Source organism: Candidatus Tremblayella phenacoccinincola, assembly GCF_002682985.1.
Lineage (GTDB): Bacteria > Pseudomonadota > Gammaproteobacteria > Burkholderiales > Burkholderiaceae > Tremblaya > Tremblaya phenacola_C.
On sequence record NZ_MKGN01000020.1, the window covers coordinates 1 to 14,257 of the forward strand.

Sequence of the window (14,257 nt, forward strand, 5' to 3'; positions counted from 1 at the left end):
AGGGTTGATAGTCTAGGAGAACAGCCTTAAAGTATGTATGATGAGGCTATCGTATATGTATGAGGCTAACGAAGCTAACGAAACAATGAACAGACTGACAGCAGAACATACTACTGCTTTCCACCCCAACCTTCTCCGGGATACCTTTCCTACTGAGAGTTCCCACACATACTCCCTCACAAACATCCTCTTCTGTTTACTACTGACCCTAACTCCACTACCTACTATCCAGAACCACCTACTAATCATTCCAGAGATTAACCCAGAACACCCCTATGTTCTCCCTCGCTACTGCCTTAGGGTTATGATGTCTAATAAATGCTACTGTCTAATAGATATAGACTCTCCTTTAGAACCTGAAAGAGCCTGACATTACTTACCTTTGCGTGGAACATGACCACACTATTCTCAGCGTAAGCCCGTTTCACTCAACCTGTTCGGAATGGGAAGGTGTGGTTCCAATCTTCTGTATATGTCAGGCTTGTATTAAATATAGGTTTAAGCCTCACGGTTCATTAGTATTGGTTAGCTAAACATATTACTATGCTTGCACACCCAACCTATCAACGTTCTAGTCTAGAACGACCCTTTAGGACATAGCCTGGGATATCTCATCTTAGGACAAGCTTCCTGCTTATATGCTTTCAGCGGTTATCTTTTCCAAACGTAGCTACCGGGCAGTGCCAATGGTTTAACAGCCCGTACACAATAGGTTTGTCCGTTCCGGTCCTCTCGTACTAGAAACAGCTTCCTTCAGATATCCAACACCCACGGTAGATAGGGACCAAACTGTCTCACGACGTTTTAAACCCAGCTCACGTACCTCTTTAAATGGCGAACAGCCATACCCTTGGGACCTGTTGCAGCCCCAGGACGAGATGAGCCGACATCGAGGTGCCAAACACCGCCGTCGATATGAACTCTTGGGCGGTATAAGCCTGTTATCCCCAGAGTACCTTTTATTCGTTGAGCGATGGCCCTTCCATACAGAACCACCGGATCACTATGACCTGCTTTCGCATCTGTTCGACTCGTTTGTCTTACAGTTAAGCACGCTTATGCCATTACACTATTAGTACGATTCCCGTCCGTAGTTAGCGTACCTTTGTGCTCCTCCGTTACTTTTTAGGAGGAGACCGCCCCAGTCAAACTGCCCACCATACATTGTTCCTATTCCGGTTAACGGAACAGGTTAGACATCTAAGCTGAAAAGGGTGGTATTTCAAGGTTGGCTCAGCACAAACTGGCGTCCACACTTCAAAGCCTCCCACCTATCCTATACAGATCGACTTAAATCTCAATGCAAAGCTACAGTAAAGGTTCATGGGGTCTTTCCGTCTAGCCGCGGGTAGATTGCATCATCACAACCATTTCAATTTCGCTGAGTCTCAGGAGGAGACAGTATGGCCATCGTTACACCATTCGTGCAGGTCGGAACTTACCCGACAAGGAATTTCGCTACCTTAGGACCGTTATAGTTACGGCCGCTGTTTACCAGGACTTTAGTTGAAAGCTTTCACTTTCTCAATTAATCTTCTGGCACTGAGCAGGTGTCACACCCTATACATCCACTTTCGTGTTAGCAGAGTGCTGTGTTTTTATTAAACAGTCGCAGCCACCGATTCATTGCAACCTCTTGAACTTTATGATGTTGTATCAGCTATTCTTGAGGCATACCTTTTCCCTAAGTTACGGTATCAATTTGCCGAGTTCCTTCTCCTGAGTTCTCTCAAACACCTTAGAATCTTCATCCTGCCCACCTGCGTTGGATTGCGGTACGAACGCTACACTTTTAGTCACTTAGAGGCTTTTCCTGAAACCATCAGTAACCACTTTAGACTCGTATTGTGACCAGGGAATTATAGTACAAATAGCTGCTTGGTCTTTTCCTAAGCATTCCTTCAACACAATAACCAGAGGAGTCCACGCTCTTGGCTAGTTACCTTTAGTTTGTTACCCCATCGCTATAGTGTTAACGGCACAGGAATATTAACCTGTTAACCATCGATTACGCCTTTTGGCCTCACCTTAGGACTTCGGCTTACCCTATGACGAACAACGTTGCATAGGAACCCTTGGGCTTTCGGTGAAAAGGATTCTCACCTCTTTTCTTGCTACTCATGTCAGCATTCGCACTTCCGATACCTCCAATACTTCTAGCAAAGCACCTTCGTTGGTTTACGGAACGCTCCCCTACCACATAGCTTTATATGTTCGCAGCTTCGGTATGCAGCTTAGCCCCGTTATATCTTCCGTGCATCCAAGCTAGATCAGTGAGCTGTTACGCTTTCTTTAAATGATGACTGCTTCTAAGCCCACATCCTGATTGTTTTTGCTTGGACACCTCGTTTTACACTTAGCTACATTTAGGGACCTTAGATGGCGATCTGGGTTGTTTCCCTCTCGACACTGGACGTTATCACCCAGCGTCTGTCTCCCATGATTGAACTCTTTCTGGTATTCGTAGTTTGCTATGGAAAGATAACCCTTAAAGATCTCTAAGCCATTACAGTGCTCTACCCCCAGGAGTGATTTCATAAGGCGCTACCTAAATAGCTTTCGGGGAGAACCAGCTATCTCCAGGTTTGATTGGTCTTTCGCCCCTAATCACAGGTCGTCCCCTAGCTTTGCAACGCTAGTGGGTTCGGTCCTCCAGTTAGTATTACCTAACCTTCAACCTGCCCATGATTAGATCACCTGGTTTCGGGTCTACATTCAACAACTTGACGCCCTTAAAGACTCGCTTTCGCTATGCCTTCCTGACTAAGTTAAGCTTGCTATTGAATGTAACTCGCTGACCCATTATACAAAAGGTACGTCGTTACTTTACTTAGAATCAACCTAGAAGATAGGCTTAAGAAAAGCTTCGACTGTTTGTATGCACATGATTTCAGGCTCTGTTTCACTTCCTTTTCGGGGATTCTTTTCACCTTTCCCTCACGGTACTAGTTCGCTATCGGTTGATCACATGTATTTAGCCTTAGAGAATGGACCCCCTATCTTCAAACAAGGTTTCACGTGCCTCGTTCTACTTATTGCTGCATGCAGTACGGTATTAACTTTCACCTACAGGCCTATCACCTCCTATGGTCATTCGTTCAAGAATGTTCGGTTAGTCAAAGCATACTCTCCAAATGCACGGCTCATCCCTGTTCGCTCGCCACTACTAAGGGAATCTCATTTGATTTCTTTTGTCTGTGGGTACTTAGATGGTTCAGTTCTCCACGTTAACATCCTAAGCTTATGTGTTCAGTTTAGGATAAGCTATGTTAGTTTAGGTTTACCCATTCGGAATCCTCCGGGTCAAAGCTTTCTTGCCAGCTCTCCGAAGATTAGCGTTGGCTGAAACGTCCTTCTTCGCCAGTGATCACCTAGGCATCCATCGTGTGCACTTTCTTACTTAAACCTACATACAGAACCACAATGATAGAAAGCATGAACGTTCGAACAGCTCCCCTTTTTATATGTTGTTAAAGGAGGTAATCCAGCCACAGGTTCCCCTACAGCTACCTTGTTACGACTTCACCCCAGTTATGAACCTTGCCTTTATGGGTTCCCGGTTCCTGATATATGGACTAGGTTAACCATTTCTGGTAAGACTCGCTTCCATGGTGTGACGGGCGGTGTGTACAAGACCTAAGAACGTATTCACCGTGGCATTCTGATCCACGATTACTAGCGATTCCGGCTTCATGCGCTCGAGTTGCAGACCGCAATTCGTACTGAGGTTAGGTTTGTGAGATTGGCTAGTTCTTACGAAGTTGCAGCTCTTTGTTCTAACCATTGCATGACGTGTGAAGCCCTACCTATAAAGGCCATGCTGACTTGACGTAATCCCCACCTTCCTCCAACTTATCATTGGCAGTTTCTTTAAAGTGCCTGTTAAAATAGGAGCAATTAAAGATAAGGGTTGCGTTCGTTGCAGGACTGAACCTAACATCTCACGACACGAACTGACGACAGCCATGCAGCACCTGTGAACCAATCCTCTTACGAGTACTTCCACCTCTCGGTAGAACTTTGGTCATGTCAAAGGTAGGTAAGGTTTTTCGCGTTGCATCGAATTAATCCACATCATTCACCGCTTGTTCAGGTCCCCGTCAATTCCTTTGAGTTTTAACCTTGCGGTCGTACTTCCCAGGCGGTCGATTTAATGCGTTAGCTACGACACTGAAAGGAAAAAGGGTCCTTCCAATGACTAATCGACATCGTTTAGGGCGTGGACTACCAGGGTATCTAATCCTGTTTGCTCCCCACGCTTTCGTGCCTCAGTGTCAGTATTGGTCCAGGGATCTGCCTTCGCCTTTGGTATTCCTCCAGATATCTACGCATTTCACCGCTACTCCTGGAATTCTGACCCCCTCTACCATACTCGAGAATGTTAGTCACCACAGTAGTTCCTAGATTGAGCCTAGGGCTTTCACCAGTAGTCTTAACAAACAACCTACGCACTCTTTACGCCCAGTGATTCCGATTAACACTTGCACCCTACGTATTACCGCGGCTGCTGGCACGTAGTTAGCCGGTGCTTATTCTTTCGGTACAGTCATGCTACTTAATTGTTGGTTAGGTAGGCTTTCTTCCCGAACAAAAGTGCTTTACAACCCGGAGGCCTTCATCACACACGCGATATTGCTGGATCAGGGTTACCCCCATTGTCCAATATTCCCCACTGCTGTCTCCCGTAGGAGTCTGGACCGTGTCTCAGTTCCAGTGTGGCTGACCATCCTCTCAGACCAGCTACTGATCGTCGCCTTGGTGGGCATTTACTCCACCAACTAGCTAATCAGACATTGGCCACCCCTGAAGAGTGAGAACCGAAGTTCCCCCACTTTAGTCTAACGACATTATGCGGTATTAGCCACCGTTTCCAGTGGTTATCTCCCCCCCACTTTAGGACATGTTCCAATGTGTTACTCACCCGTTCGCCACTCGCCGGCAAAGAAGATGCTTCTTTTAACCGCTGCCGTTCGACTCGCATGTGTTAGGCATATCGCTAGCGTTCAATCTGAGCCAGGATCAAACTCTGACGTATATAACTCCCGAATACTTAAGAATGTTATCAAAGCTGTGTTCAAATGCGTTCAAGCTGAATGGTTATGAAACTTAAGAATGTTCCGTCGTTTGAAGGGCTAAACACGGGGGTCAACATAAAAGAATAACAACTATAAAGACCTTCTTTGAGTCCTAAACCTATGAAGTAAAACCTGCTGTATATGGGTATAGTCTCTAATGGGTTTAGACACACTCTTTATGAATTCTTTTATGGAGGTGTTTCCACAATATATAGTAGAACCTTTTGATATGAGGGAGCTGTGGGAGAAGGGAACTAACAACTGGTTTATTGGGAGGAAGTAGTCCATAATAAACAAAAGCCGTTAAGAGCTGTGATAGACAAGTGATGTTATTAATTCTTTACCAAAGGTGAGCTGTTATGTTAAGCGTAATAACTCTGCATCGAAAATGGATTGGTAAATGCAACTTGGCAGCTAAGAAAGATAACAACGTTCGAGGCTTCATAAGTGGAATCTTTTCAGCCCCAGTCTCTATAAAACAAGAAGCCGTTGAGAGGCTTTTAAAAGGAAACCAAAGGATGTGCTGTGTGCTAAATACAGTGTATAAAAGATATAAAAGCTGTGCAGTTACCAAAGCAGTTCAGAGACATTGTGTAAGTGAAGCAGTTATACATATAGACTTCTTAGCTGTGAACCAAACCGATAGAGTTAATATAAAAGTACCAATCAAGCTCGTAAAAGAACCAAAGAAAGTTGTTGGGTTGTTGTGGACTTTGGTTAAATATGAGATAGAAGTGATTTGCTTATGCAACAGAATGCCTAGGTCTTTAGTTTTAGATACCTTTGCATATGAAGTGGAAAGGCATATATTTTACGTTAGAGACCTTTTCCTTCCTGAACAAGTTGCGTTATCTATGCAGGAGCAACTGAAGAACTCATTATTACTTAACATGCTGTCTATAAAGGCTAAAAAAGCTGCAACAGCATCATCATCAACAACAGCATCATCATCAACAACAGCATCATCAACAACAGCATCATCATCAACAACAGCATCATCAGGATGACCCGAAGTATGACTACTGTTCCTTGGATTCGAGGTTCTACTTTTAGCCTTTCAAATGAATTCCAATGTAGCGGCTTTTACCAAGAGAGTTAATGATGTGCTTTAAGCTTCTCCAACCAACTCTTCTGCATCGGGCTATGTTTCAGTTCATCTCGGGTTGCTCTTTCAAATTCCATTAATATACTACGTTGGTATTCACTTAGCTTTATAGGTACTTCAATTAAAACGTGAACATACAGACTTCCATTCATGTTAGACCTAATGCTTTTAGCTCCTTTGTCCTTTACTCTGAATATCCTATTGTTTTGAGTCCCTTCTGGAATGTTAAATGTGACGTTACTTCCTAAAAGAGTGGGAATACTAATATCTCCGCCTAATGCAGCAACGGTAAACTTTATAGGGACATGACAATGTAGATCACTTCCATTTCGTTCATAAAGTTGGTGTTGTTTTACATTAACCTCAACAAAAAGATCTCCGTATATGCCTGAAAAGCTAACATCTCCGTGACCAGAAACTCTAACCTTCATACCACTTTCAATGCCACTTGGTATTTTAACTGATAATCTCTTTCTTTCTTTTATTCTACCAGAACCCTTGCAGCTAACGCATGGATTTGTTATTACTGTACCTACACCATGACAAGAAGTACAAGGTTGCTGAATGCTAAAGAAGCCTTGAGATATGTGGTTGACTCCAAGACCTGCGCAGCTTGTGCATGTTTTAGGCTTTGTACCAGCTTTCGTTCCTGCACCATTACAAGCGTTGCACAATATGTGCCTTGAGAGATGAACCTTTACCTCATGACCCCGGATAGCTTCCTCTAAAGATAGCTCAGCTTTAGCAAACACATCGGTACCCCTATTAACTCTTTTCTTCCTTCGGTTAGAGCTGGAACCACCAAAGAAGTCTGCAAAGATGTCTTCAACCGTTCCAGTGAAACCCCCAAACCCATGACCCATATCTCCTGCCGCTGACTGCTCTCCTAAGCTATGTCCGTATTGATCGTACAATGCGCGTTTCCTTCTATCCGACAAGACCTCATAGGCTCTCTTTACTTCCTTAAAACAGGCTTCGGAACTGCTGTCTGCGTTTCTATCTGGATGATACTTCATAGCAAGCTTTCTATATGATTTCTTTATTTCTTCGTCACTTGACTTCCTATCTAAACCCAGCACTTCGTAATAATCCCTTTCTGACATTCCTTCAGATATCCTGCATTAGATGAACAAAGAGAACAAGCTTGTCGTTCCGTTCCCATTACAAACGCTTTTATGGACTTATGTTAGCTTTTGATGTCGGCATCTACAATATTGTTTTCACTTTCTTTAGGACTGTCTTGGTCTTTAGTGGGTTCTTTTTTGGTAGCATACATTTGTTCTCCAATGACTCTTGACTCTTCAATAAGATGTTTGACTCTTGAATCAATTATGGACTTATCGTCAGACTTCAGAGCATCTTCAAGAGACTTAATTGATGTTTCTATCTTTTCACGAACATCAGTTTTAAGCTTGCTGCCGTATTCCTTTAATGACTTCTTGGTACTATGAACTAAAGCATCTCCTTGGTTTTTGGAATTAACGAGCTCTTTTAGCTTCCTGTCCTCCTCTTCGTTTAGCTTTGCGTCTTCAACCATCTTTGATATTTCGGACTCTGATAAACCTGAGTTAGCCTTTATTGTAATCTTATTCTCTTTACCTGTTGCTTTATCTTTAGCATTAACGTGCAATATTCCGTTAGCATCAATATCGAACGTTACCTCGATTTGAGGGATGCCTCTAGGGGAAGGAGGAATGCCTTCAAGGTTAAACTCTCCTAAAAGCTTGTTCTTAGCAGCTATTTCACGTTCACCTTGGAATACCTTTATGGTTACTGAAGGTTGGTTATCTTCAGCTGTTGAGTAGACCTGTGAGTGTTTAGTTGGAATGGTGGTGTTTTTGCTTATCATCTTTGTCATTATGCCACCCAAGGTTTCTATACCTAAGGACAATGGTGTTACATCTAACAAAAGAACGTCCTTTCGCTCACCTGATAAGACTTGTCCTTGAATTGCTGCCCCAATAGCTACTGCTTCATCTGGGTTAATATCTCTTCTAGGTTCTTTCTTGAAGAAGCGTTTAACTCTCTCTACAACCTTCGGCATTCTAGTTTGACCACCTACGAGAATGATATCATCTATTTCAGACTTGTTTAGCTTAGCGTCTTTGAGAGCTATTCTGCAGGGTTCCATAGTTTTTTCAATCAAGTCTTCAACCAATGATTCCAGCTTTGCGCATGTCATTTTAAGGTGTAAATGCTTTGGTCCAGCTTTATCGGCAGTTATGTATGGTAGGTTAACTTCGGTCTGTTGGCTGGACGAAAGCTCTATCTTTGCTTTTTCGGCAACCTCTTTAAGTCTTTGTAGAGCCAAGATATCATTACGAAGATCAACACCTTGGTCCTTTTTGAATTCACTTATTATATGTTCCATGACTCTCTGATCGAAGTCTTCACCTCCAAGAAAAGTATCACCGTTGGTCGCAAGAACCTCAAACTGCTTTTCTCCATCAACATCAGCAATCTCAATAACTGATATGTCAAACGTACCACCACCAAGGTCATATACTGCAATCTTGCGGTCTTTCACTTCTATTTTATCAAGACCATAAGCTAAAGCAGCTGCTGTTGGTTCATTAATTATTCTTTTAATCTCAAGACCTGCTATTCTTCCCGCGTCCTTTGTTGCTTGTCTTTGGCTGTCATTGAAGTAGGCAGGAACTGTAATTACAGCTGACTTAACTAGTTCCCCTAGGTAGTCTTCAGCCGTTCTCTTCATCTTTCGTAGTATCTCAGCAGATATTTGAGGTGGTGCTATCTTTCTACCCCTAATCTCTATCCAAGCATCAGAGTTATCAGCTTTTACTATATTGTACGGCATTATATTTATATCTTTCTGAACCTCTTTATCCTCGAACCGACGTCCAATTAAACGCTTGATGGCAAATAAGGTGTTCTGTGGGTTTGTGATAGACTGACGCTTAGCAGGAGCTCCAACTAAAACCTCGTTATTGCTTTGATATGCTACTACAGAAGGGGTAGTACGGGAACCTTCAGAATTCTCAATAACTCTTGGCTTGCTGCCTTCCATTACTGCTACGCATGAGTTTGTTGTTCCAAGGTCTATACCTATAATCTTAGTCATTTAGTCTCCAGATGTCATGTTGATTAAGAATATTACGCTTTCCTTGAAGCTATTACTAAAGCGGGTCTAACTATACGATCGTATATTAAGTGGCCTTTATGTAAGCCTGAGGCCACAATGTTGTCTGGTTCAGTTGATGCTATTGGTTCTATTGGTTCTAGTATTGATGTTCCTGATGATACTGACTTCTAACAATGGTTGGTTCTTAGAATGCTTCTTCCCCTCTAAAGACAGTTGGGATTGTTGATAAAGCATTCCGGTCTGGAACAGGCTTGTCGGTTATACGTTTTGTTTATCATGGTCTATGGTTTGTTAAGCGGTTAGCATTGAACAGCAACCCAAGAAGCCTCCCCCAAAGTGGTTCACAGCTCACATTCTGTTGAATTACGATGTTGTATTAACTGAGCTCACCATAGATACATTCTCTAAGGAGGAACAACAAATGAGAAGTAGAACGTTCGAATGTGTTGACCCATCAACCTTAAAAGAAAAGCTTAAAGTAAACGTAAGAACCGTAAACTTCATTAGAACCGTGAGAAGCTCTGTTAAAAGAATTGTAAATGACGTCGATAACAGAGTAATAGTAATAATAGGTCCGTGTTCAATACATGATGTAGAGTCTACAATGGACTACTGCTATAGGCTTTCAAAGGTAAGAGCTCAACTACAACAAGACCTTGAAGTTATTATGAGAGCATTTCTTGAAAAGCCTAGAACGTCTGTAGGTTGGAAAGGCCTGCTAAATGATCCATATCTTGATAGGAGTTCTGCTATCGACAATGGTTTAGAAGCTTCAAGGAAGTTATATCTTCAAATTAACAAAGCTAATGTACCAATAGGCGCTGAGTGTTTGAATCCAATAGCTGTGTGGTTTATACATGACCTGATATCCTGGGGTGCTATAGGAGCACGTACTACTGAGTCTCAGACCCATAGGGAAATAGCATCGGGTTTACCCTTTACTGTTGGTTTTAAAAACAATACAGAAGGAGCTATCTCAACTACTATTAATTCGATAACAGCAGCTGGATGTCCACACTACTTTCTTTCCGTTAATAAAGCTGGTAAACCATCGACCTTTGCAACCGATGGGAACAGTAGCTGTCACTTGATTCTAAGAGGTGGTCATAAAACAACTAACTATGACTCTCAAAGCATCAATAACGCTAGTACATATTTAATGCTTACTGGCCTAAAGAGCAAGGTTTTAATAGATGTTAGTCATTCTAACAGTAAGTCGAACCATGTTGAACAAGCAAGAGTGTGCAAAGAGGTAATAAAACAAATAAACAATGGTGAAAGAAAGATCTTGGGAGTTATGATGGAATCTTACTTAACGGAAGGAAAACAAACGAGCAGTGAATGCGATAGTGTTTGTGGATGTGGCTGTAAAGCTAGCTATGGTAAAAGTATTACAGACGCATGTATTGGTTGGCCTGATAGTGTTGATATGTTTAAAGAGTTAGCAGCTGCAGTTAGAATTAGACGTAAGGACTCACGTTAAGATAGTTTTAATGAGGAACGTACCATAACTTCAGAAGCTACAACAGGTATTCCTATTTGGAGAGCTATCTTTTTATATATCTTAAATAGGTTAGGATGTAGATGCTTGTTTGGTGTAGGTTTATGATGAGAGGACTTAAGAAGCTGTCCGAGAGTTAAATAGGTTATTCCACAGTTTCTAAGGTCACAAACAGTGATCAAAGCTTCTCCAGCAGCTTCTCCAAAACCTAATATAATACCAGTCTTAGAGTTGGAGTGTTGATTGAATCTTTTGAACTGACCTAGCAGCAAAGCTGAGTTTAAGTATTCGGTACCAAGCTTAACATTAGCATACAGTCTAGGTACCGTTTCTATGTTATGATTAAGAATGTTTGGTAGCTTTCCCTTAAACCCATTACACACAGACTTAAGATTACTTTTGAAGTCAGGAACTAACAACTCAGTGGACAGCTTAGGGTAATTTCTTTTAAGCTCAACTACACTCCTAATAAACTGCTCAACTCCTCCATCTGACAAGTCATCTCTATTAACACTAGTCATTACAACATGGTTTAAATGTATGCTTCTTAGAACTCTGATAATATAGAAAGGCTCTAGTGGGTTTAAGAACAATAAACGCTCTTTGAGGACACTACAAAATGTGCAACTTCTTGTGCAGCTAGCTCCCATAACTATAAAAGCTGCTGACTTACTTTTAAAACATAGATACATATTTGGACAACACGCATCCTGACAAATCGATCTAGCTTTACTGGTTCCTAATATTACTTTTGTTTCATTGTAGTGTTTACGGCTGGTGCCTAATCTGAGTCTTGCCCAACATGGTTTCCTATTTAAGTTATTATATGTATGCATCATATGTAGCTCTTGAATTGGTTTAACAACGAAACTACGTATATGACCAACAGATGAAGCCTTGCAGTAAAAGCTTTTAACATCTGCATTCATTGTTGGGTTCTTAGCTCCTAACTCAATGACTACCTCTCAAAAAGGAATTACCTAAATGGTTGGTTCTTGCAGTCTTGCAACTTTGGTAGCTTTCACCATATTAGCTAATGACTTGTCAACTTGAGACCACGTTCTGGTTTTCAATCCGCAGTCTGGGTTAATCCAAATTCTTTCCTTGGGTATGCATGTAGTGATATATTTGACCCTAAGTAAAACTTCTTCAACGCTAGGAATCATTGGTGAATGTATGTCATAAACACCAGGACCAATTTCATTAGTAAACCCACATTCTTTGAACGGTTCCAACAGAAACATGTTTGAACGTGCTGCTTCAATTGATATTACATCCGTATCCAGCTTTACTAGCGTATCTACTATTTCTCCAAACTCTGAATAGCAAAGGTGCGTATGTATTTGTGTTGATGCTGATATTCCAGATGAAACTATATGAAAGGCTTTAACAGACCAGCTTAAGTATTGATTCCAATTCTCATACAGCAACGGTAAGCCTTCTCTTATTGCAGGTTCGTCAACCTGAACAGCTCTTGTACCATGGTTCTCTAGTAGAGTTACTTCTTTTCTTAGGACAGAGGCTATTTGCAAGGACAGCTCTTGTATTGTTTGGGTTTTCCTTAGGAAAGACCAGTTTAGAATAGTCATTGGTCCTGTTACCATGCCTTTTACTGGCTTGTTGGTTAAGCTTTGTGCGTACTTTGACCAGTAAACAGTGATTGGCCTAATGAAAGATAGATCCTTAAAAACTATTGGAGGCTTAGTGCATCTTGACCCAAAGCTTTGAATCCAACCGTTTTCAGTTATCATAAACCCTTCAACTAGCTCTCCAAAATACTCGACCATATCATTTCGTTCCACCTCTCCATGAACAAAAACATCTAACCCATAAACTGCCTGCTTCTTTATTATGAAGCTGACTTCGGACTTTAGGGTTGTTATGTATTCTTTTTGGCTTAGGTTTCCTTTTTTAAACAGTGAGCGTATCTTTCTAATGTGTTCAGTTTGTGGGAAGGAACCTACTGTGGTTGTTGGGTATATTGGGAGATTACTAATGGGCTTCTGTAGTTTTATACGATCCAAATAGTTCAGCCTCTTGAAGCAACATTCGCTTTCTAAATCCTCAGTGTAGAAGCCAACTCTGGGGTTGAAGTGGGTTTCTTTTACTAAGCTCGAGCCTGCAATGGTTGACATCTGGCTCGTTAAGTGCTCTTTGATGGTAACGACTTCTTGTATCTTCTGGACCCCAAAAGATAGCTTACGTTTGAGGCTTTCACTAACTTTACCTTCTGTTGAAAGATCACAAGGAACATGCAATAAAGGACAGCTAGTAGAAACCCACATCTCACTTCTTATTTTACTACGAAGCCTTTCAATTCTATGTATGGACCGTTTAAGATCATTCTTCCAGACGTCCCTACCGTTGACAATGCCTACCGATAATACTTTGTCTGATGGATAAGTCTCTAACTGGTTAATTGAAACGTTATTGGTAATATCAAAGTGAAACCCAGCTGCTGGTAAAGACTTGATGAATGTATACATCTCAGTTGGGAATGCATAATAGGAAGTAAATAGTATCTTTGGAGAACAAGAAGCCAGCTGTTCATATGCTGTTCTTAAAGCTATACGCCAAACAGCAGGTAGACTGAAGGAAGCTATTGGTTCTTCAAGTTGAACCCACTCAACTCCTTTAAGCTTAATGTTCATCAGTACCCTTTTGTATGCCTCTAGCAGTCTTGGAAGTACTTCAACTCTATTAGATAAGTCTCCGTATTCTTTACCAAGCCACAAGAGTGAAACTGGTCCTAACATACATACTTTGATTGGATGTTGAATCGCTTTTGCCAGATCTATTTCTTCTAACAACCAAGTAAACTCTGCGTTGAACTCCATTCCAGATGTATATTCAGGAACTAAATAATGATAGTTAGTATTAAACCATTTCTTCAAGTCCATAGCTTTAAAGTTATTAATCCCTCTAGCAGCATCAAAGTAGTTATCAATGGAAGGGCTTTTAACATTGAAGCCATATCTTTTTGGAAGTCCTCCTAAACCACACAGAGTACTTAAAACATGATCATAAAAAGAGAAGTCACCTACAGTTAAGAAGTCTAAACGTAACAGCTTTTGCATTCTCCAGGCTTTTAGACATATCTCCTTTCTTGTTTTAAAAAGCATCTCTTTGGTTTCTGAAGTTCTGTTTTTCCAATAGGACTCTAGGATAAACTTAAGCTCTCGGTTAAAACCAACTCTTGGAAAGCCTAGGATATGTGCTATGTTCATAGGTTCTATAGGAAGCTCTTTTGCTATGGTTCATCTAAGACTGGGTAGCGGGTGTTAGTAGTTATTATTTATTAAGCCTACCGATGTAAAAGGTTAGCCAAGTATGTAGGTTAGGTCTCATTATTGAGAAGCGGTTGTTAGGTGTGTATGCATGTTCGAAGTGAAGCTAACAAAGAAGACTGGAGCTACATCATAATACATACCACTAACCTAACAGATGCAGCTAACATTGGTTCTCCCTTTTAG

At 41.4% G+C, this 14,257-nt stretch carries 8 protein-coding genes and 3 rRNA genes; 3 read left to right on the plus strand and 8 right to left on the minus strand.

The features are described from left to right. Nucleotides 1–55 precede the first annotated feature (55 nt). Entirely contained in the window at nt 56–370 is a 315-nt protein-coding gene (locus TPPER_RS01145; RefSeq protein ID WP_099336939.1) for a hypothetical protein, read from the plus strand. On the opposite strand, the gene rrf is transcribed toward TPPER_RS01145, so the two are convergent. The 4 genes from rrf to TPPER_RS01165 all read right to left on the minus strand — a co-directional run bounded on the left by rrf (nt 365) and on the right by TPPER_RS01165 (nt 5,363). After that, a 5S ribosomal RNA gene (gene rrf / locus TPPER_RS01150) occupies nt 365–480 on the minus strand. The genes TPPER_RS01145 and rrf overlap by 6 nt on opposite strands. A 14-nt stretch (nt 481–494) precedes the next feature. After that, nucleotides 495–3,406 (minus strand): 23S ribosomal RNA (locus TPPER_RS01155). Between the two features lie 66 nt (nt 3,407–3,472). Beyond that, a 16S ribosomal RNA gene (locus tag TPPER_RS01160) occupies nt 3,473–5,035 on the minus strand. Together the 16S, 23S and 5S rRNA genes form the textbook arrangement of a ribosomal RNA operon. 130 nt (nt 5,036–5,165) lie before the next feature. Beyond that, nucleotides 5,166–5,363, minus strand: coding sequence for a hypothetical protein (locus tag TPPER_RS01165; RefSeq protein ID WP_099336940.1), 198 nt, complete (start codon nt 5,361–5,363; stop codon nt 5,166–5,168). A 71-nt stretch (nt 5,364–5,434) separates the two neighbouring features. On the opposite strand from TPPER_RS01165, the gene TPPER_RS01170 reads away from it, so the two are divergent. Continuing rightward, nucleotides 5,435–6,082 (plus strand): hypothetical protein, encoded by a 648-nt coding sequence (locus TPPER_RS01170; RefSeq protein WP_099336941.1) that lies wholly within the window; start codon nt 5,435–5,437, stop codon nt 6,080–6,082. Between the two features lie 88 nt (nt 6,083–6,170). Here the strand turns inward: TPPER_RS01170 and dnaJ are convergent, their stop codons facing one another. Together dnaJ and dnaK are read right to left on the minus strand one after the other, a co-directional pair. Next, on the minus strand, nt 6,171–7,283 hold the full coding sequence (dnaJ, locus tag TPPER_RS01175) for a molecular chaperone DnaJ (RefSeq protein WP_099336942.1): 1,113 nt from the start codon (nt 7,281–7,283) through the stop codon (nt 6,171–6,173). A gap of 83 nt (nt 7,284–7,366) precedes the next feature. Further along, complete coding sequence (dnaK, locus tag TPPER_RS01180; RefSeq protein WP_099336943.1) at nt 7,367–9,262, minus strand: molecular chaperone DnaK; 1,896 nt, start codon at nt 9,260–9,262, stop codon at nt 7,367–7,369. A 379-nt stretch (nt 9,263–9,641) separates the two neighbouring features. Between dnaK and TPPER_RS01185 the strand changes: the two genes are divergently transcribed. Beyond that, nucleotides 9,642–10,766, plus strand: a complete 1,125-nt coding sequence (locus TPPER_RS01185) for a 3-deoxy-7-phosphoheptulonate synthase (RefSeq protein WP_146684952.1) — start codon at nt 9,642–9,644, stop codon at nt 10,764–10,766. Here TPPER_RS01185 and TPPER_RS01190 read toward each other — a convergent pair. Continuing rightward, entirely contained in the window at nt 10,763–11,713 is a 951-nt protein-coding gene (locus TPPER_RS01190) for a lipoyl synthase (protein ID WP_099336945.1), read from the minus strand. The two genes, TPPER_RS01185 and TPPER_RS01190, sit on opposite strands and share 4 nt — an antisense overlap. A gap of 51 nt (nt 11,714–11,764) precedes the next feature. After that, nucleotides 11,765–14,011: a 5-methyltetrahydropteroyltriglutamate--homocysteine S-methyltransferase gene (gene metE, locus TPPER_RS01195; RefSeq protein ID WP_099336946.1), complete on the minus strand. Its 2,247-nt coding sequence runs from the start codon at nt 14,009–14,011 to the stop codon at nt 11,765–11,767. Between the last annotated feature and the right edge of the window lie 246 nt (nt 14,012–14,257).